General features: G+C 61.8%; 16 protein-coding genes. 7 read left to right on the plus strand and 9 right to left on the minus strand.

Going from position 1 to position 18,170, the window contains the following annotated elements; translation table 11 throughout:
* Nucleotides 1–120: 120 nt before the first annotated feature.
* Complete coding sequence (locus VMP31_RS13580; protein ID WP_325507966.1) at nucleotides 121–2,238, plus strand: TonB-dependent siderophore receptor; 2,118 nt, start codon at nucleotides 121–123, stop codon at nucleotides 2,236–2,238.
* A 30-nt stretch (nucleotides 2,239–2,268) separates the two neighbouring features.
* Here the strand turns inward: VMP31_RS13580 and VMP31_RS13585 are convergent, their stop codons facing one another.
* The gene (locus VMP31_RS13585) at nucleotides 2,269–2,823 is read right to left on the minus strand and encodes a sugar ABC transporter ATPase (RefSeq protein ID WP_325507968.1); all 555 of its coding nucleotides are present in this window, start codon (nucleotides 2,821–2,823) and stop codon (nucleotides 2,269–2,271) included.
* A 242-nt stretch (nucleotides 2,824–3,065) separates the two neighbouring features.
* On the opposite strand from VMP31_RS13585, the gene xseA reads away from it, so the two are divergent.
* The 4 genes from xseA (at nucleotide 3,066) to leuA (ending at nucleotide 7,860) form a co-directional block, all read left to right on the plus strand.
* Nucleotides 3,066–4,445 (plus strand): exodeoxyribonuclease VII large subunit, encoded by a 1,380-nt coding sequence (gene xseA / locus VMP31_RS13590; protein ID WP_325507970.1) that lies wholly within the window; start codon nucleotides 3,066–3,068, stop codon nucleotides 4,443–4,445.
* 63 nt (nucleotides 4,446–4,508) lie between these two features.
* Nucleotides 4,509–5,333 (plus strand): peptidoglycan DD-metalloendopeptidase family protein, encoded by an 825-nt coding sequence (locus tag VMP31_RS13595; protein WP_325507972.1) that lies wholly within the window; start codon nucleotides 4,509–4,511, stop codon nucleotides 5,331–5,333.
* Between the two features lie 14 nt (nucleotides 5,334–5,347).
* Nucleotides 5,348–5,890, plus strand: a complete 543-nt coding sequence (locus tag VMP31_RS13600) for a hydrolase (protein ID WP_325507974.1) — start codon at nucleotides 5,348–5,350, stop codon at nucleotides 5,888–5,890.
* A 299-nt stretch (nucleotides 5,891–6,189) separates the two neighbouring features.
* On the plus strand, nucleotides 6,190–7,860 hold the full coding sequence (gene leuA, locus VMP31_RS13605) for a 2-isopropylmalate synthase (protein WP_325507976.1): 1,671 nt from the start codon (nucleotides 6,190–6,192) through the stop codon (nucleotides 7,858–7,860).
* Nucleotides 7,861–7,875: 15 nt separating this feature from the next.
* Here the strand turns inward: leuA and VMP31_RS13610 are convergent, their stop codons facing one another.
* A complete protein-coding gene (locus VMP31_RS13610) occupies nucleotides 7,876–8,943 on the minus strand; it encodes an SDR family oxidoreductase (protein ID WP_325507978.1) in 1,068 nt (355 codons plus the stop codon).
* A 76-nt stretch (nucleotides 8,944–9,019) separates the two neighbouring features.
* Between VMP31_RS13610 and VMP31_RS13615 the strand changes: the two genes are divergently transcribed.
* Together VMP31_RS13615 and VMP31_RS13620 are read left to right on the plus strand one after the other, a co-directional pair.
* Nucleotides 9,020–9,475 carry a MerR family transcriptional regulator gene (locus VMP31_RS13615; protein ID WP_325507980.1) on the plus strand — a complete coding sequence of 152 codons (456 nt, stop codon included), beginning with the start codon at nucleotides 9,020–9,022 and terminating at the stop codon, nucleotides 9,473–9,475.
* Between the two features lie 2 nt (nucleotides 9,476–9,477).
* Nucleotides 9,478–10,233: an ABC transporter substrate-binding protein gene (locus tag VMP31_RS13620; protein WP_325507982.1), complete on the plus strand. Its 756-nt coding sequence runs from the start codon at nucleotides 9,478–9,480 to the stop codon at nucleotides 10,231–10,233.
* A gap of 10 nt (nucleotides 10,234–10,243) precedes the next feature.
* Here the strand turns inward: VMP31_RS13620 and VMP31_RS13625 are convergent, their stop codons facing one another.
* The 7 genes from VMP31_RS13625 to ispG form a co-directional block, all read right to left on the minus strand.
* Nucleotides 10,244–11,038 carry an amidohydrolase gene (locus VMP31_RS13625; protein ID WP_325507984.1) on the minus strand — a complete coding sequence of 265 codons (795 nt, stop codon included), beginning with the start codon at nucleotides 11,036–11,038 and terminating at the stop codon, nucleotides 10,244–10,246.
* Complete coding sequence (locus VMP31_RS13630; protein ID WP_325507986.1) at nucleotides 11,026–12,174, minus strand: pyridoxal phosphate-dependent aminotransferase; 1,149 nt, start codon at nucleotides 12,172–12,174, stop codon at nucleotides 11,026–11,028. The genes VMP31_RS13625 and VMP31_RS13630 overlap by 13 nt, the downstream gene beginning before the upstream one ends.
* 153 nt (nucleotides 12,175–12,327) lie before the next feature.
* Nucleotides 12,328–13,800, minus strand: a complete 1,473-nt coding sequence (gene der, locus VMP31_RS13635) for a ribosome biogenesis GTPase Der (RefSeq protein ID WP_325507988.1) — start codon at nucleotides 13,798–13,800, stop codon at nucleotides 12,328–12,330.
* A 126-nt stretch (nucleotides 13,801–13,926) separates the two neighbouring features.
* Nucleotides 13,927–15,078: an outer membrane protein assembly factor BamB gene (bamB, locus tag VMP31_RS13640; protein ID WP_325508050.1), complete on the minus strand. Its 1,152-nt coding sequence runs from the start codon at nucleotides 15,076–15,078 to the stop codon at nucleotides 13,927–13,929.
* A complete protein-coding gene (locus VMP31_RS13645; protein ID WP_325508052.1) occupies nucleotides 15,071–15,652 on the minus strand; it encodes a tetratricopeptide repeat protein in 582 nt (193 codons plus the stop codon). The genes bamB and VMP31_RS13645 overlap by 8 nt, the downstream gene beginning before the upstream one ends.
* A 100-nt stretch (nucleotides 15,653–15,752) precedes the next feature.
* Nucleotides 15,753–17,042, minus strand: a complete 1,290-nt coding sequence (gene hisS, locus VMP31_RS13650; RefSeq protein ID WP_325507990.1) for a histidine--tRNA ligase — start codon at nucleotides 17,040–17,042, stop codon at nucleotides 15,753–15,755.
* An 18-nt stretch (nucleotides 17,043–17,060) separates the two neighbouring features.
* A complete protein-coding gene (ispG, locus tag VMP31_RS13655) occupies nucleotides 17,061–18,170 on the minus strand; it encodes a flavodoxin-dependent (E)-4-hydroxy-3-methylbut-2-enyl-diphosphate synthase (RefSeq protein WP_325507992.1) in 1,110 nt (369 codons plus the stop codon).

Raw genomic sequence — 18,170 nt, forward strand, 5'->3', positions numbered from 1 at the left:
TTATACTCAGACGCCCCCCTGCACTCAACGCAAACAATGACATTGGCATGCGGCGCTATTCAGATGCGAACGAGACAAATACAATAATGATTCTCAAAAACATCCGCGACCGAGTAGCATATGCCCTCCACCTGCCTCTCCCCCGCCCAGCCCGCCTGGCGTCTCACGCTGCTCGCCCTGGCCTTGATGCCCGCTGCCAACAGCCTGGCGGCCGAAACCACCACAGCGCTTGAGCTGCCCAGCCAGGCCGTCACCGCGCCCCGTGAAGACGAAACCGGCTACAGCGCCAGTACAGCCAGCACCGCGAGCAAAAGCGCGGTGCCGATCATGCAGGAGGCCCAGGCGGTGCAAGTGGTCACTAAACAGGTGATCGAGGACTATCAGGTGCAGTCGCTGGACGATGCGATGAAGTTCGTCAGCGGCATAAGTCAGAGCAATACCCTGGCGGGCACTCAGGACGGCTTCGTCAAGCGTGGTTTCGGCAGCAACGCCGACGGCTCGATCCTGCGTGACGGCATCCGCTCCAGCCTGTCGCGCAACTTCAGCGCCACCACCGAGCGGGTGGAAGTGCTCAAGGGCCCGGCCTCTCTGCTCTATGGCGCACTGGAGCCCGGCGGGCTGATCAACGTGATCAGCAAGCAACCCGAATACCAGCGGCGCTCGCAGATCAGCGGTGAAACCAGCAGCGAGGGCGGCGGCAACGTCATGCTCGACACCACCGGCCCGCTGGGCGACAGCGGCTTCGCCTATCGCCTGATCGCAGAGCGGCAGCACGAGGACTATTGGCGCAATTTCGGCGCGGACAGCCACACCCTGGTGGCCCCGTCCCTGAGCTGGAGCGGCGATGACCTGCGCATCACCCTGGCTTACGAGCACAAGGAATACTCGACCCCGGTAGATCGCGGCACGGTAATCATCAATGGCAAACCGGCGAACACTCAATACAACGCACGCTTCAACGAAAGCTGGGCAAAAGCCGAAGGCACCGATGAGCTGTTTACCGCCAAGGCCGAGTACCAACTCAACCCGAACTGGCTGAGCCGCCTGACCTACGGCTGGAACAACGAGCGCTACGACTATGCCGAAGCGCGGCCCAACGCGCTTAACGCCACCACCGGTGCACTCAGCCGCCGCGCCGACGGCAGTGAACACGACAACCAGACCCAGTACCTGGCATGGGACTGGATCGGCAACGCCAGCGTGTTCGGCCAGCAGCATGACCTGCTGCTGGGCATGGATACCGAGCGCGTCGACAACTTCCGCGGTGATACCTACCGCGGCCCGGCCGTCGGCGGCTTCAATATCTACCGCCCGGTCTATGGCAACCTCGCCGAACCCTCGCTGATCAGCACCGTGCAGAGCGACAGAAGCGATGAACTGCACTCACGCTCGCTCTATATAAAGGACAACTGGCACCTTAATGACCAATGGATACTGGTGGCCGGCGGCCGTTACCAGCACTTCGAGCAACTGGTCGAACAGGGCCGTGGCAGCGCTTACGAGAAAACCACCGACCGCCAGGACAACAGCTTTCTGCCGTTTGCCGGCCTGGTCTACCAGCTCAATCAGCAGGTCTCGCTGTACGGCAACTACAGCCGCTCGTTTGTGCCCAACGCCTCTGATGCCGACACCGGCCAGGCGTTCGACCCGGAACAGGGCCGCAGCTATGAGCTGGGCATCAAGCTCGACCTGGGCAACGCCCTCACGGCCAGCGCCGCAGTGTTCGATATCGAAAAAGAGAACGTCGTGGTCAGCAACAATGGCACCTCGCAAGCCGCCGGCAAGGTGGGCTCGCAGGGTGTGGAAATCGATATCAGCGGGCGCATCGCCGAACGCTGGGAGCTGCTCGGCACCTACGCCTACACCGATACGGAAATCCTCGATGACCCGGATAACCAGGGCAACGAACTGGTCAATGCCGCGCAGAATATCGCCAGCCTGTACCTGACCCACCACCTGGAGCTGCCCAGCGACGCTGGACAATGGCGAGTAGGCGGCGGCGCGCGCTATGTCGGTGAACGCGCAGGCGATAACGCCAACAGCTTCTGGCTGGACAGCTACACCGTGGCCGATGCGTTTATCAGCTGGGAAAGCCAGCTACTGGGCGACAAGACCCGCCTCCAGCTGAACGCGCGCAATCTGTTCAACCAGGAGTACTACCCCTCCAGCGGCGGCAACCTGCGCGTCGCGGTCGGTGAACCGCGTGAGCTGCGCCTATCGGCCAGCGTCGATTTTTAACTATTCAGCTCGGTTCAAGGATGAACCAACTCAGGCAAGATCAACCCGCACCAGAGAAACCGGATAACCCAAGCGCGCAGCAAACTCGTCGACAAAGCTCTGCTTGAAGCCGGCATCCGCCCAGTTATTGAAGATAAACCCCAGGTTGGAAAACCCGCAGGGCTGCAGAAACAGAAAGCCGTTGATATCGTCTTCATGGCCGCACAGCGGGCACCTGAAGTTATCGGTATGCCCCGGCATCCACTCCTCCAGGCTATCGAACAACCTTCCCCCTACTTCCCGCCTGCACTCAGGGCAGCCGGCCTCTTCGAGAAAGCCCGCCGTCGGGGTATAGATGCAGCGCTTGTAGATAATTTCCAGGCCATGCACTGCCTGCCCGAACGGCAACAACTCGGGCCGCTCGACCACCCGCCGCGCGCCCTCGGCAATGCCGTAGCCCATATGCTTGAAGGTACGCCCACAGGTGGTCAGCTGTTCTTCGATGATGTTCTGCTTGACCAGCCAGCGCACGATCAACCGCGCCCGCGCCTCATGGCCGGGAAAGCTGGAAATCTGCGGCACGATGATGGCTTGCTGTTCACTCATAACGGGACTCGGTTTGCGCTAACAGCGCCGTTGAAAACTACCTGCGTTGCCGATACGGCGTTAAAAACAGGCTCGGAATGCTCATTTACAGCTCGTAAACTCCGCTTCCTCGCCTGTTTTTGCCTTGTCTCGGCGGCCTCGCCTACATTTTCAAAGGCCTGTTAAAGGCGCGCAGCTTAATGGGCTGGCGACGCTGGTCAAGGCTCTATAGTTGCAGAGGCAAAGCCTTTACTATGCCGAGCATGATCAAAGATCCCTTCCAACGACTGAACCTCGACCGCGAGGTGCTCAGCGTCAGCCAACTGAACAACCGCGCACGCCTGCTGCTGGAAGATGTATTCGGCGGCATCTGGGTCGAGGGGGAAATCTCCAACCTGGCCAAGCCGGCGTCCGGGCATATCTACTTCACCCTTAAAGATAGTCAGGCCCAGGTGCGCTGCGCGTTGTTCCGGCAGAACGCCGCCAAGGTGCGTCAGGCGCTGCGTGATGGGCTGGCGGTCAAGGTGCGCGGCAAGGTCTCGCTGTTTGAAGGGCGCGGCGACTACCAACTGATTCTCGATGCCGTGGAACCCGCCGGCGATGGCGCGCTGCGCCTGGCCTTTGAAGCCTTGAAGGAAAAACTCAGCGCCGAAGGGCTGTTCGCGGCCGAGGCGAAAGTCGCCTTGCCGGCCCACCCGAAACGCATCGGCATTATCAGCTCGCCGACCGGCGCGGTGATCCGCGACATCATCAGCGTATTCCGCCGCCGCGCGCCGCAGGTCGAACTGACCCTGATCCCCACCGCTGTGCAAGGCCGTGAAGCCACTGCACAGATCGTCCGCGCCCTTGGCGTGGCAGACCGCAAGGGCTTCGATGCGCTAATCCTGGCCCGTGGCGGCGGTTCGCTGGAAGACCTCTGGTGCTTTAACGAAGAGCCGGTGGCCCGCGCGATTGCCGCCTGCGTCACGCCCATCGTCAGCGCCGTGGGCCATGAAACCGATGTGTCCATCGCCGATTTTGTCGCCGATATCCGCGCGCCGACACCCTCGGCCGCCGCCGAACTGCTGGCCCCCGACAGCAGCGAACTGGTGCAGCGCCTGCACAACCTCAAGCGCCGTCTAAACCTGCGTATGCAGCACCGCCTGGAGCGCGAACGTATGCGCCTGGACGGTTTGCACCGGCGCTTGCGTCACCCTGGCGAGCGCCTGCGCCAGCACGCCCAGCGCGTGGATGATCTGGATATGCGCCTGACCCGCGCTTTCGCACGGCAACTGAATAATCGCCGCGAACGCCTGAACCATCTGCAGACCCGCCTGCTAAGCCTGCACCCGGAGCGCAACCTCAAGCTACTCGATCAGCGCCTGCAGGCCCTGGCCGAGCGCCTGCAACGCAGCATGCGCGAGGGCCTCAAGGCGCGCCATCTGCACCTGCATAGCCAGGTGCAGACGCTGCACGCGGTCAGCCCGCTGGCGACCCTCGGCCGTGGCTACAGCATCCTGCTGGATGACCGCGGCCGCGCCATCCGCAACGCCGCCGACACTCGCCCTGGCCAGCGCCTGAAGGCGCGCCTGGGCAACGGCGAGCTGGATGTGCGGGTCGAAGACAACCATGTGCAGCCGGTTACCCTCTCGCTGCTCGACTGACCTTTTCGATTTACCTTTTAAAGCGGTGGATAAGCTTCGCGTTATCCACCCTACGGATATTCAATGCGCCTGTTCACGCTTATTACCCTGTTCTGCCTCGCCCTGCCCGTCCACGCCGAAGGCTTTATCAGCCGACTGCTAAATAAACCAGTACCCGGCGGCGTAGCCGTGGTGGACTTGGGGCCGGCCACCAGCGCGCCCAGCGTGCGCTATCAAAACAAACCGGTGCTGGTAATTAATGAAGATCAGCAGCGCTGGATCGCCATCGTTGGCATCCCGCTAAGCATCAAGCCGGGCAGCCAACAGATCAGCGTCAACGGCAGCCAGACACTGAGCTTTCAGGTGGGCAGCAAGCATTACGTCGAACAGCGCATCACCATTCAGAACCAGCAGCAGGTCAACCCAAACGCCAAGAACCTTGCCCGCATCGAACGCGAACTGGCCGAGCAGACTCGCGCCTACCAGCAGTTCAGCGCGCGCCAACCGAGCAATCTGCTGTTCGACAGGCCGGTCAACGGCCCGCTATCCAGCCCTTTCGGCCTACGCCGTTTCTTCAACGGCGAAGAACGCAACCCGCACTCCGGGCTGGACTTCGCCGCCAATAGCGGCACGCCGATCAAGGCTCCGGCCACTGGCAAGGTGATCCTGATTGGCGACTACTTCTTTAACGGCAAAACGGTGTTTGTCGACCACGGCCAGGGGCTGATCAGCATGTTCTGCCACCTCTCGGCCATCGGGGTAAAAGTCGGTGATGAAATTCCCCGTGGCGGTGTACTCGGCAAAGTCGGTGCCACCGGCCGCGCCACCGGGCCGCACCTGCACTGGAACGTCAGCCTGAACGACGCACGGGTTGATCCGGCGATCTTTATCGGTGCCTTCAAGCCCTGAACAGGAGTACCGCCATGCGTATCCGCGCTCAAGAATCCTGCCTGCTGATTATCGATATTCAGGAGCGCTTGTTCCCCGCCATCACCGAGCATGCCGAGCTGGCCGCCAATACCCTGTGGTTGCAGCAGGTGGCGCAACGTATCGGCGTACCCGTGCTGCTCACCGAGCAATACAGCAAGGGCCTGGGGCAGACTATTGCCTCGCTGCGCGCCGGGCATGCGCCCGAGGCGATTGTCGAAAAACTGCACTTCTCCGCAGTCAGCGAGGGCGAGCTGCTGCAACGTCCAGGCGGCGAGCGGCAACAATTCATCGTGTGCGGCAGTGAAGCCCATGTCTGCGTGCTGCAAACCGTGCTCGACCTGCTGGAGCAAGGCCGCGCCGTATTTGTCGTGGCCGAGGCCGTAGGCTCGCGCAAGCCAGCCGACAAGCAGCTGGCGCTGCAGCGCATGCAGCAAGCCGGCGCGGTGATCGTCTCGCGGGAAATGGTCGCCTTTGAATGGCTGGAGCAGGCCGGCAGCGAATTGTTTCGCAGCACCAGCCGGGAATTTATCCGCTAGCAGCGCTATAGGCCGCGCAATCAAAGCTCAAAGCCGTACACCATAGCGCTATAAAATCTCAACCACCCACGCATAGCGCTATTTATCACCAATTTTCTCAGCATGCTTGCACGCTTTACCCTCGCTGGTTAGGGTTGACGCCATGAATACCCATCACACTCTTATCCTGCTGCGCCAACACGCCAACCTCTGTTTGGTCAGCCAGCGACTGCGTGGCTAATTCTTACGCCCACGCCCTGCCTTAATTTTTCAAATTCCGCCCGGTTCGCCGATTGCCGCCGCGCTAAAAGGATTGCCCCATGAGCATGCTTAAAGACCCGTCCAGCAAATACCGCCCGTTCACCCAGATTGCCATTGCAGACCGCACCTGGCCGGACAAGATCATCGACAAGGCACCTATCTGGCTGTCCACCGACCTGCGCGATGGCAACCAGTCGCTGATCGAGCCGATGGATGCCGAGAAGAAGATGCGCTTCTTCAAGTGCCTGCTGGCCGTGGGCCTGAAGGAAATCGAAGTGGGCTTCCCGTCCGCCTCGCAAACCGATTTCGACTTCGTCCGTGAGCTGATCGAAGGCGGCCATATCCCGGATGACGTGACCATTCAGGTGCTGACCCAGGCCCGCGACGACCTTATCGAGCGCACCTTCGAGTCGCTCAAGGGTGCAAAGCGCGCCATCGTTCACTACTACAACGCCTGCGCGCCGAGCTTTCGCAAGATCGTCTTCAACCAGGACAAAGCCGGCGTCAAAGCCATCGCCGTGGCCGCCGGCCAGACCATCAAACGCCTGGCCGACGCCGCGCCTGAGACGCGCTGGGGCTTCGAGTATTCGCCGGAAGTATTCAGCTCCACCGAAATCGACTTCGCCGTCGAGGTGTGCAACGCCGTGATCGAGGTGTTCCAGCCGACCCAGGCGAACAAGCTGATCCTCAACCTGCCGGCGACCATCGAGTGCGCCACGCCGAACAACTATGCCGACCAGATCGAGTGGTTCGGCCGCCATATCGACAAGCGCGACAGCGTGCTGCTCAGCGTGCACACCCACAACGACCGTGGCACAGGCGTGGCAGCCTCGGAATTGGCGGTGATGGCGGGCGCGGATCGCGTCGAAGGCTGCCTATTCGGCAATGGAGAGCGCACCGGCAACGTCTGCCTGGTGACCCTGGCGCTGAACCTCTACACCCAAGGCGTCGACCCGGAGCTGGATTTTTCCGATATCGACACCGTGCGCAAGGTGGTCGAGGACTGCAACCAGATCCCGGTGCACCCGCGCCACCCCTATGTCGGCGACCTGGTGCACACCGCTTTCTCCGGCTCGCACCAGGATGCGATCCGCAAGGGCTTCGCTCTGCAGCAGGCCGACGCAGTGTGGGAAGTGCCCTACCTGCCGATCGATCCGGCCGATATCGGCCGCGACTACGAGGCGGTAATCCGCGTCAACAGCCAGTCCGGCAAGGGCGGCATCACCTTCCTGCTCGAGCAGGAATACGGCATCAACCTGCCGCGGCGCATGCAGATCGAGTTCAGCCAAGTAGTGCAGAAGGAAACCGACCGCCTCGGCCTGGAAATGAGCGCCGCGCAGATCTACCAGCTGCTGGAGCGCGAGTACCTGCAAGCCACCACGCCCTACGCCCTGAAAGGCCACCGCCTGCAGGAAGAAAACGGCACCAGCGCGGTTGATGTGGAAATCATCACCGACGGTGACAGCCAGCACTGGCGCGGTATCGGCAAAGGCCCGCTGGAAGCCCTGGTCGCAGGCCTACCGGTGGCCGTGGAGATCATGGACTACAGCGAACACGCCATCGGCGCGGGCACCAACGCCAAGGCGGCGGCCTATATCGAACTGCGGGTTAACGGCGGCCGCGCGCTGCATGGCGTCGGTATCGATGAAAACCTGACTACCGCGAGCTTCCGCGCACTGTTCAGTGCGCTGAACCGGGCCATTGGCCAGGCAGCCGAACAAGCGGCCTGATCGCTGTGTAAGCCGTCAGGTAGCTGACGGCTCACTTGCCAGGTAACGCGCGGTCGCCTGCAAGGCCTGGCCGATATCCGGCCAGTGCAGTTGATGGCGCTGCGCCAGGGCCTGGGTTGCGGCGGTGTTGAAACGAGTGGTCTGAATAAAATCCAGCGACTCGGCATCGGTACGCAGCAAGCGCGGCACACCCGGAATCTTCAGCAACGCCCGCAACAGAGGAATCGGCATATGCCGACTCGGCGCTCGCACATTCAGCGTGTTGGCCAACTGCTGCAGCATGCCCTGCAGGTTTGGCGTCGCGGCATCCAGGGCGAGAATCTCCTGCCCGGCCTGCTGCTCATCAAAGGCCGCGGCCACGATCAGCTCGGCGAGAAAATCCACACTGACCAGCGGCAGCCAATGCGCTGTCGAACCCGGGATCGCCCCGAGCCGGCCACCGGCCAGATTGCCGATCAGCCCAGCCAACGGCTGCGCCGGCAGAATATGCCCGCTGCGGCTATGACCGCACACAGTGGCCGGATGCACCACCGTCAGTGGCGCTTGCAGCTCAGCCATACGCGCGCGCACGCGGAAATGCGCTTCCAGCTTGCTGCCCTCATAGGCGCCAGTACGTTGATAGACCTTGTCCCAGTCGGTGCGCTCGGGCCGCTGCAGATCAATACCGATGCGCTTTAGATGCCCATGATTGGCCAACATAAAGCCGCCCACCATCAGCAGACGACTGCCTTGCTGCGCCGCCAGCTCAGCCACCGCCAACGCGCCCTCGACATTGACCTGGCGCGCCTGCTCGGCAGCCAGCCCCCAGGCGAACTGCGCGCCCAGATGGAACACCACGGCAGCCTGACGCACCTGCTCACGTGCAGCGCCATCCAGACCCAGGTCAGCGCGCCCCAGGTCACCAGCCACCGCCGTCAGCAGCTCGCCGCGGCCACCCAATTGCTCAATCTGCCCACGCAAGGCCGGCAAGGTTTGCGGCTGACGCATCAGCAGCGTCGCCGAGTGACCCTGACGAGTCAGCAGCGCCAGCAGATGCTGACCGATAAAACCGCTGCCGCCGGTTACCAAACAGTGTTTACTCATGACCAATCCACCCGAGTCGTTAGTGACCCGAGCAGGCTAAACTGTCGAGCACACTCTACAGTCAAGCGAGATTTTCATGCGCATAGGCGAACTGGAACAACGCAGCGGTGCCAGCCGCCACACCCTGCGTTATTACGAAAGCCTGGGGCTGATCAGCGCCCTGCGGCGCGACAACAATTACCGCGAATACAGCCCGCAAACGCTCAGCGACCTGGGGTTTATCCAGCAGGCGCAGGGCATGGGCTTTTCCCTCTGCGAGATCGGCGAAATCCTCAAGGCCAGACGTGAACAACAGCTGGACTGCGCCCAGGGCGCGGCACTGGTCAGCCGCAAGCTGGTTGAGGTGGAGCAAAAACTTGCCGACCTGCAGCAAATGCGCGATTTTCTGCGCAGCGAAAAGCTGCGCCTGGAGGCCAGCGCCGCCGAACAAGCAGCCTTGACCACGCGCTCAATCACCCCGCTACCGGACCAAGCGTACCGCGACCGCACGGTGACAACTACACTGCAATCAATAGATCGCAGAAGCACCTGACCATGCGTTCACTGACACACTGGATGCGCACCCTCACCCTGCCACTGCTGTTCGTCTGCAGTACAAATAGCCTGGCGGACACTGTGGTCATGGCCTTCGGTGAAAAGATTCCGCCCTTCTGCTTTCCGGAAAGCGACAGCGGTATCGAGCTGGAAGTGATTGGTGAAGCCCTGGCCTTTCGCGGCCATAGCCTTGAACCGCGCTATTTCCCCCTGGCCCGCGTGCCCTTGGCGTTTCGCAAGGGTGAAGTGGATGCGGCCATGACCGACCTGGGTCAGGACCTTGCCGCAGTGGGTGGCCATTACGGCAACCCGGCGGTGATCTACTACAACGTGTTTGTCAGCCTGCAAGGCCGCCGCTTCGACATCCAGACGCCCGAGGACATCAAGGGCCTTAGCATCGTGGCCTTCCAGGGCGCGGCCCAGCGCTATCCCGAATGGTTGGCCGCCAGCCAGAAAGATGGCCTGTACTTCGAGCAGAACAATCAGGAGCTACAGGTCCTTGGCCTGAACAAGGGTCGTTACGATCTGGTACTGAGTGATCGCAGCATCTATCGTTACTTCGAACTGCTGCTCGAACGCACCACCCTGTTCAAGGCCAAAACCATCGCCATGCACCAGTTTGTCGAGGAAGACCCGCAGAACTACCGACCAGTATTTCGCGACCCGCAGATCCGCGACGACTTCAATGCCGGCCTCGCCCAACTCAAGGCCAGCGGGCGCTACCAGGCGATCTACGATCACTACCTCAAGCAGTAACAATCGCCCATCAGTCGGTCAGATCAAAAGCATCCGCATCGCGATAGGCCGGGAACCGCTCACGGTAAGCGGCCAACTCCGAGGCGTTGAGCATCACCCGAAACACTCCGTCCGCCGCCCCAGGCTCAAACAGCGGCTCGCCCTGATAATCCAACACCTGGCTGTCGCCGCTGTAGGCGTGGCCCTTACCATCCTCGCCGATGCGGTTGACCGCCGCGACATAACAGAGGTTTTCGATGGCCCGAGCCGGTAGCAGACGGTTCCAGTGATTGCGCCGCGCGGCTGGCCAGTTGGCGGTGTAGAGCAACAGGTCGGTGCTCTGTGGGTCGCGACTCCACACCGGGAAGCGCAGGTCGTAGCAGATCAGCGGACGCACCTGCCAGCCCTTCACCTCCAGCAGCACCTGTTGCTCACCCGCGCTGTAGTGCTTGTGTTCGCCGGCCATGCGAAACAGATGGCGCTTGTCGTAGTGCGCTACAGAGCCATCCGGCCGCGCCCAGAGCAAGCGGTTGCGGTACGAGCCATCAGCAGCCTGGATAATCAGGCTGCCGGTGACGACAGCCTGCAGCGCCTGGGCCTGCTCGCGCAGCCACTGGCTGGTCGGGCCCTCCTCGGGTTCGGCCAGGGCGGCGGAATCCATGGAAAAGCCGGTGCTGAACATCTCCGGCAGTACGATCAGATCGGCACCGCTCGCCTGCTCCAGCAGGGTTTCGAAATGCGCACGATTGGCCACGGGGTTCTGCCAGGCCAACTCGGTCTGAATCAAAGCCAGTTCGAGGTCGGGCAATTGGTTTAAATCGCGCATAGTTTTTCCGCCGCCTGACGCAGGGTGTCTTCGCGCTTGGCGCAGCAGAAGCGCACCAGGCGCAAGTCCTTGGGTGGTGTCTGGTAGAACACCGATACCGGAATCGCCGCCACGCCATGTTCGCGGGTCAGCCATTCGGCCATGGCCACATCATCTAAGTCATTGCGAATGGCCGAGTAGTCGACCAGCTGGAAATAGGTGCCAGCAGCGCGGGTGAAGGTAAAGCGCGAGCCGGCCAGCAGGTCGCAGAACAGATCGCGCTTGGCCTGGTAGAACGCCGGCAACTCTTCGACGTGCTGGGGATGCTCGGCCATATAGTCGGCCAGGGCCCATTGCAGCGGCGTTACGCCGCAGAAGCTGACGTACTGATGGACCTTGCGCAGTTCGGCGCTCAAAGCCGGCGGGGCCACCACATAGCCGGTTTTCCAGCCGGTGACGTGGTAGGTCTTGCCGAACGAGCTGACCACAAAGGCACGCTGATACAGCTCGTCATGGGCCAGAACGCTGGCGTGCTGGATGCCATCGAACACCAGGTGCTCGTAGACCTCGTCGCTGATCAGGTAGATATCGCGCTCGCGGATCAACGCCGCCAGCTGCTCCAGCTCGGCGCGGGAAATCAGCGCCCCGCTGGGGTTGTGCGGGCTGTTAAGGATAATCAGGCGAGTCTTGTCGCTTAGCGCACCCTGCAGGCGCTGCCAGTCGATGCTGAAACCCGGCAAGGCCAGCGGCACATGCACGCAGCGCCCGCCGGCTAGCTCGACCGAGGGCTCGTAACTGTCGTAGCAGGGATCGAAGACGATCACTTCATCGCCCGGCTGGATCAGCGCCTGCACTGCGCAGAAGATCGCCTGGGTCGCCCCCGGGGTGATAGTGACCTCGTTGTCGGCGCTGACCACACGGCCATAGCTGCGGGCGATCTTCGCCGCCACCTGCTCGCGCAGCGCTGGCAGGCCGGTCATTGGCGCGTACTGGTTATGCCCGGCGGCAATATGTCGGCCGACCGCCTCGCGCAATGCCTGCGGCCCATCGAAGTCAGGGAAGCCCTGGGACAGATTGAGCGCACCGGTTTCCACGGCGAGCTGCGACATGCGGGTAAAGATGGTGGTGCCGACATTCGGCAGTTTGCTGATAAGCATCGCTCTATTCCGTAGGGCGGGTGCAACCCGCCAAAGATCCCAAGCCGGCGGGTTGCACCCGCCCTACGCCACTGTTGATGGCGCAGAATAGCCGATCCCCCAGAGACGCAAAAGGCACCCGAAGGTGCCTTTATAGAGCGTTAAAGCACAAGCTTAGCGCTTGTCTTTGCGCTTCTTCTCGGCCTTTTTGTGGTGAGTCATCAGGCGGCGCTTCTTGTTCACCTGACGGTCGGTGAGGGTGTTCTTGTTGCCCTCATAGGGGTTATCGCCGCCCTTGAACTCGATACGGATCGGCGTACCGACCAGCTTGAGCACGCGGCGGTAGGTGTTTTCCAGGTAGCGGATATAGGACTTGGGCACCGCCTCGACCTGGTTGCCGTGAATCACGATCAGCGGCGGGTTGGCACCACCCAGGTGGGCGTAGCGCAACTTGATGCGGCGATTGTTGACCATGGGCGGCGCGTGATCGCTGACGGCGTCTTCAAGAATCGTGGTCAGACGGTTGGTCGGCCAGCGCGTGATCGCCGACTTGAACGAGGCCTGCACCGACTTGTACAGGTTGCCCACGCCGGTGCCGTGCAGCGCCGAGATAAAGTGGATATCGGCGAAGTCGACGAAGAACAGCCGGCGTTGCAGCTCGACCTTCACATAGTCGCGCTCGCTCGGTTCCATGCCGTCCCATTTGTTCAGGGCGATTACCAGGGCGCGGCCACTTTCCAGGACGAAGCCAAGCAGATTGAGGTCATGGTCAACCACACCTTCGCGAGCGTCCATAACGAACACCACGACGTTGGAGTCCTGAATCGCCTGCAGGGTTTTCACCACCGAAAACTTTTCCACCGCCTCGAAGATCTTGCCGCGGCGACGCACGCCGGCGGTGTCGATCAGGGTGTACTTCTCATCATCGCGCTCGAACGGGATGTAGATACTGTCGCGGGTAGTACCGGGCTGGTCATAGACGATCACCCGGTCTTCACCGAGCATGCGGTTGACCAGTGTCGACTTGCCAACGTTAGGCCGGCCGATGATGGCCAGCTTGATGCCGTCCTTCTCGCTCGGGCCGGGGATGCGCTTGGCTTCCTGACCTTCGAGAACAATTTCCTCTTCCTCGCCCTCTTCCGGCTCGCTGGCATCCTTGGGGAAGGAGCCCAGCACGGCTTCGAGCATCTGGGTGATGCCGCGGCCGTGAGCACCGGCAATCGCCAGGGACTCGCCCATACCCATGCTGGAGAACTCAGCGCGGGCCAAGTCGGCGTCGATATTGTCGACCTTGTTGATGACCAGGAAGCTGCGCTTGTTGCGCCGGCGCAGGTGCTCGCCGATCATCTGATCGGAGGCGGACAGCCCAGCGCGGGCGTCCACCAGAAACAGTACGGCATCGGCCTCTTCGATGGCCTGCAGCGACTGCTCGGCCATCTTCGCGTCGATGCCTTCTTCGTCACCGGAAATACCACCGGTGTCGATCACTATATAGGTGCGCCCCTGCCACTTGGCCTCGCCGTACTGGCGATCTCGGGTCAGACCAGACAGGTCGCCGACAATCGCGTCACGGGACTTGGTCAAGCGGTTAAACAGGGTGGACTTGCCGACGTTCGGGCGGCCCACCAGGGCAATTACGGGAACCATTAGGCTCTCCACTTCGTTATTTCAGAAAATACAAAAGCCGCTGCATGGGCAGCGGCCGGAATTCTTGCGTCGGCCAGGCTGCACAGCACGAGTGCTGTGCAGCATAGCCAAGGCCTTAGCGAATGGTCACTTGATGGTCAATGCCACCAACTTGCCACCATTGCCAAAGGCATACAGCCAGTCGCCTACCACCAGCGGTCGGGCACGCAGGCCATCACTGTCGATACGCTCACGGCCGACAAAACGGCCATCCACCTGGCTGATCAGGTGCAGGTAACCTTCCAGGTCGCCGAAGGCCACATAGCTGGAAAACACTTCCGGGGCCGACAGCTGGCGACGAGCCAGGGCATCGTTGCTCCACAGTGCCGACGCCGAACGCTCGTCGATACCTTCCACGGTGCCGTTGGCCAGGCTGACGTAAACGTTGCCGAAACCCTGGGCCACGCCGACCGAGCTGGAAGCTTCGCGCTGCCAGAGGATGCGCCCGCTCTCCAGCTCCAGCGCCGCGACACGGCCCTGATAGCTGACGGCATACAGGGTACCGCCGGACAGCAGCAAGCCGCCGTCGATATCCACTACACGCTCCAGCTCGGAACGGCCCTGGGGAATCGCCACGCGCTGCTCCCAGACCGGAATACCGCGCTGCGCATCCAGCGCAATCACCTTGCCGCTGGACAGGCCGGCAATCGCCAGGCGGTTGGTCAGCACCGGGCTGCCGGTGCCGCGCAGGGTCAGTACGGCCGGGGTGTTTTCGAAGATCCAGCGCTGGCTACCGGTATCCATATCCAGGGCGATCAGACGGTCGTCCTGGGTCTGTACCAGCACCACGTCACCGTTGAGGGCCGGAGCGGACAACACTTCGCTGGTGACTCGGGCACGCCACTTCTCTTCACCGCTGTCGGTGTCGAGAGCGATAATCTCGCCTTTCAGGGTACCGACCACCACCAGGCCATAGCCGACGGCAACGGCCCCGGAAACCGGCAGTTCCAGGTCGGCCTTCCAGATCACCTTGCCGTTCATGCGATCCAGCGCCATGACCAAGCCTTCGACGTCAGCCGCATAAATGCGCTCACCCTCGATGGCAGGTACCAGCATATTGAAAGTTTTGCCCTGGCCTGCGCCGATCGAACGGCTCCATTCCTTGTTCAGCTGAACTTCACGTTCGAACTTCGGCAGCTCGGCTGGGGGAAGTTCCTTCTTACTGTTGCTGCTGCAACCTACGGCCATAACGGCCAGGGCCAGCAGTGCGGCATTCTTCCAGCGCATCACGTCACGCATCCCCTTTTGCCAGATCATCGAGCTTCATTTGCAAACCACCGACGGCGGCATCTTCCGCCAGAGCGGCCTTGGCCTTCTCGTAAGCGGTATAGGCATCGTCGTTACGGCCGAGCTGAACCAGCACATCGCCCTTGAGTTCTTCGCGGCTGGCGGCAAAAGCCGGCTCGACCTTGCCATCCAGCAGCTTGAGCGCAGCCTCAGCCTTGTCTTGGGCAGCCAGTACCCGAGCCAGACGCTGACGGGCCAACTCGGCCAGGCTGTCATCGGCCGGCTTGTCGACGATCGCCTGCAGCTCGCTAGCCGCGTCATCCAGCTTGCCAGCCTCGACCGCTACCTTGGCGACAAACAGGCTGCCGTACTGGGCATAGTGGGAGCCGGCAAAGTCGTTTTTCAGTGTATTGGCCAACTCGGCCACCTTGCCCGCATCCGGCTGACCGCTTGGATCCAGCGCTGCTTCAAGCAGCTGCTGATAAACCAGCGAAGCGCCCTGGGACTGGTTGGCCTGGTACTTCTGCCAGCCCTGCCAGCCGAAGACAGCGACCAGGGCCAATGCAACGCCCGTGAGCAATGGCATGCCATTGCGCTGCCACCAGTCCTTGATTACCGCCAGTTCTTCATCATCAGTACGCGAAACCACCCCAACACTCCTATTCGCTAAATCACTCAACAGGCGCTCAGGCCTGATCGGCGCAGGTCGCCAGATGGTCGGCCAATGCCGACCACGCAATACTTTGTTGTTCACCCTGACCGCGCAGCGGCTTGCAACCTACCACTTGCTGGGCCAATTCGTCTTCACCCAAGATCAGGGCGTACAGCGCACCACTCTTGTCGGCCTTCTTGAACTGACTCTTGAAGCTGCCGGCCCCGGCATTCACCTGCAGACGCAGGTTCGGCAGTTCGTCGCGCAGGCGCTCGCTCAAGGCCAACGCCGCCAATTCGGCAGGTTCGCCGAAGGCGCACAGGTAAATATCGACCGTGCGAGCGATTTCAGCCGGTACTTTACCTAGAGTTTCGAGCAACAGCACCAAACGTTCGATGCCCATGGCAAAACCCACGCCCGGGGTGGGCTTGCCGCCCATCTGCTCGACCAGGCCGTCGTAACGGCCACCGGCGCAAACAGTGCCCTGGGAACCGAGCTGATCGGTCACCCACTCGAACACCGTCTTGCTGTAGTAATCCAGGCCGCGGACCAGCTTGGGGTTGATCACATAGGGCACACCGGCGGCGTCCAGACGGGCTTTCAACCCCTCGAAATGCACGCGCGACTCCTCATCCAGGTAATCGGCCATCTTCGGCGCATCGGCCAACAGCGCCTGGGTTTCCGGCGATTTGCTGTCGAGTACGCGCAGCGGATTGCTGGTCATGCGCCGGCGGCTGTCTTCATCCAGCTGGTCGGCATGGGCTGTCAGAAACTCGACCAGCGCATCGCGATACACCGCCCGCGAAGCGCTGGTGCCCAGGCTGTTGAGCTCAAGCTTGACCGCTTCGCGGATACCCAGCAGGCCCCACAGACGCCAGGTCAGCACGATCAGCTCGGCGTCGATATCCGGGCCGTCGATATTGAAGACTTCCACGCCAATCTGATGGAACTGACGATAACGACCTTTCTGCGGCCGCTCGTGGCGAAACATCGGGCCGATATACCAGAGTTTCTGGGTCTGCCCGCCGCCTGCCAGGCCGTGCTCGAGTACGGCACGTACGCAGGCGGCAGTACCTTCCGGACGCAGGGTCAGGGAGTCGCCATTGCGGTCGTCGAAGGTGTACATCTCTTTTTCGACGATATCGGTCACTTCGCCGATGGAGCGCTTGAACAGCTCGGTGAATTCGACGATGGGCATACGCATCTGCCGGTAGCCGTAGCCATCCAGCAGGTTGGCCACGGTGCCTTCGAAATAACGCCAGAGCGGGGTCTGTTCGGGGAGGATATCGTTCATGCCACGGATGGCTTGCAGGGACTTGCTCACTTCAATTCCTTAAGAGTGTCAGCTGCGCACGATAAGTGCGGCGTCAGCAGCGACCTTGTCGGCCGCTTTCTGGCGGATCAGCTTTTCCAGCTCATCCACCAGGTTGTCATTACCAAGCTTGTGCGCGGGCTTGCCATCGATATAGATCAGGTTCGGCGAGCCGCCGGTCAGGCCGATATGGGCCTCCTTGGCTTCGCCCGGGCCGTTGACCACACAGCCGATCACCGCCACATCCAGCGGTACCAGCAGGTCTTCGACGCGCTGTTCCAGCTCGTTCATGGTTTTCACCACATCGAAGTTCTGCCGCGAGCAGCTTGGGCAGGCGATAAAGTTGATCCCCCGCGAACGCAGGCGCAGCGACTTGAGGATATCGAAACCGACCTTGACCTCTTCCACCGGATCAGCGGCCAGGGAGATACGGATGGTATCGCCGATACCCTCAGCCAACAGCATGCCCAGCCCCACCGCCGATTTGACCGTGCCGGAGCGCAGGCCGCCGGCCTCGGTAATGCCCAGGTGCAGGGGTTGCTCGATCTGCTTGGACAACAGCCGATAGGCCTCCACCGCCATAAATACATCGGAGGCTTTGACGCTGACCTTGAAGTCGGGGAAATTCAGCCGATCGAGGTGCTCGACATGGCGCAGCGCCGACTCGACCAGAGCGGCGGGCGTCGGCTCGCCGTATTTCTTCTGCAGGTCTTTTTCCAGGGAGCCGGCATTGACGCCGATACGGATCGGGATACCGCGATCACGGGCGGCTTCCACCACGGCGCGCACGCGGTCTTCACGACCGATATTGCCCGGGTTGATGCGCAGGCAATCAACCCCGAGCTCAGCCACGCGCAGGGCGATCTGGTAGTCGAAGTGAATATCGGCCACCAGCGGCACCTTGACCTGTTGCTTGATCTTGCCAAAGGCTTCGGCGGCATCCATATCCGGCACCGAGACCCGCACGATATCGGCACCGGCATCTTCCAGGCGGCGAATCTGCGCCACGGTGGCGGCCACATCATTGGTGTCGCTGTTGGTCATGCTCTGTACGGCGATAGGCGCATCACCACCCACCGGCACCGAGCCCACCCATATTTTGCGCGTCAGGCGACGCTTGATCGGCGACTCCCCGTGCAT

It is taken from the genome of Pseudomonas sp., from assembly GCF_035512415.1.
Classification (GTDB): domain Bacteria; phylum Pseudomonadota; class Gammaproteobacteria; order Pseudomonadales; family Pseudomonadaceae; genus Aquipseudomonas.

Bases quoted from the DNA above. Each gene is read 5' to 3' on its own strand.
- VMP31_RS13600 (WP_325507974.1), top strand. From the start codon at position 5,348: ATGCGTATCCGCGCTCAAGAATCCTGCCTGCTGATTATCGATATTCAG.
- VMP31_RS13645 (WP_325508052.1), bottom strand. From the start codon at position 15,652: ATGCCATTGCTCACGGGCGTTGCATTGGCCCTGGTCGCTGTCTTCGGC.
- VMP31_RS13580 (WP_325507966.1), top strand. From the start codon at position 121: ATGCCCTCCACCTGCCTCTCCCCCGCCCAGCCCGCCTGGCGTCTCACG.
- der (WP_325507988.1), bottom strand. From the start codon at position 13,800: ATGGTTCCCGTAATTGCCCTGGTGGGCCGCCCGAACGTCGGCAAGTCC.
- bamB (WP_325508050.1), bottom strand. From the start codon at position 15,078: ATGCGTGACGTGATGCGCTGGAAGAATGCCGCACTGCTGGCCCTGGCC.
- VMP31_RS13610 (WP_325507978.1), bottom strand. From the start codon at position 8,943: ATGAGTAAACACTGTTTGGTAACCGGCGGCAGCGGTTTTATCGGTCAG.
- VMP31_RS13630 (WP_325507986.1), bottom strand. From the start codon at position 12,174: ATGCTTATCAGCAAACTGCCGAATGTCGGCACCACCATCTTTACCCGC.
- VMP31_RS13615 (WP_325507980.1), top strand. From the start codon at position 9,020: ATGCGCATAGGCGAACTGGAACAACGCAGCGGTGCCAGCCGCCACACC.
- ispG (WP_325507992.1), bottom strand. From the start codon at position 18,170: ATGCACGGGGAGTCGCCGATCAAGCGTCGCCTGACGCGCAAAATATGG.
- VMP31_RS13585 (WP_325507968.1), bottom strand. From the start codon at position 2,823: ATGAGTGAACAGCAAGCCATCATCGTGCCGCAGATTTCCAGCTTTCCC.
- VMP31_RS13620 (WP_325507982.1), top strand. From the start codon at position 9,478: ATGCGTTCACTGACACACTGGATGCGCACCCTCACCCTGCCACTGCTG.
- xseA (WP_325507970.1), top strand. From the start codon at position 3,066: ATGATCAAAGATCCCTTCCAACGACTGAACCTCGACCGCGAGGTGCTC.
- leuA (WP_325507976.1), top strand. From the start codon at position 6,190: ATGAGCATGCTTAAAGACCCGTCCAGCAAATACCGCCCGTTCACCCAG.
- VMP31_RS13625 (WP_325507984.1), bottom strand. From the start codon at position 11,038: ATGCGCGATTTAAACCAATTGCCCGACCTCGAACTGGCTTTGATTCAG.
- VMP31_RS13595 (WP_325507972.1), top strand. From the start codon at position 4,509: ATGCGCCTGTTCACGCTTATTACCCTGTTCTGCCTCGCCCTGCCCGTC.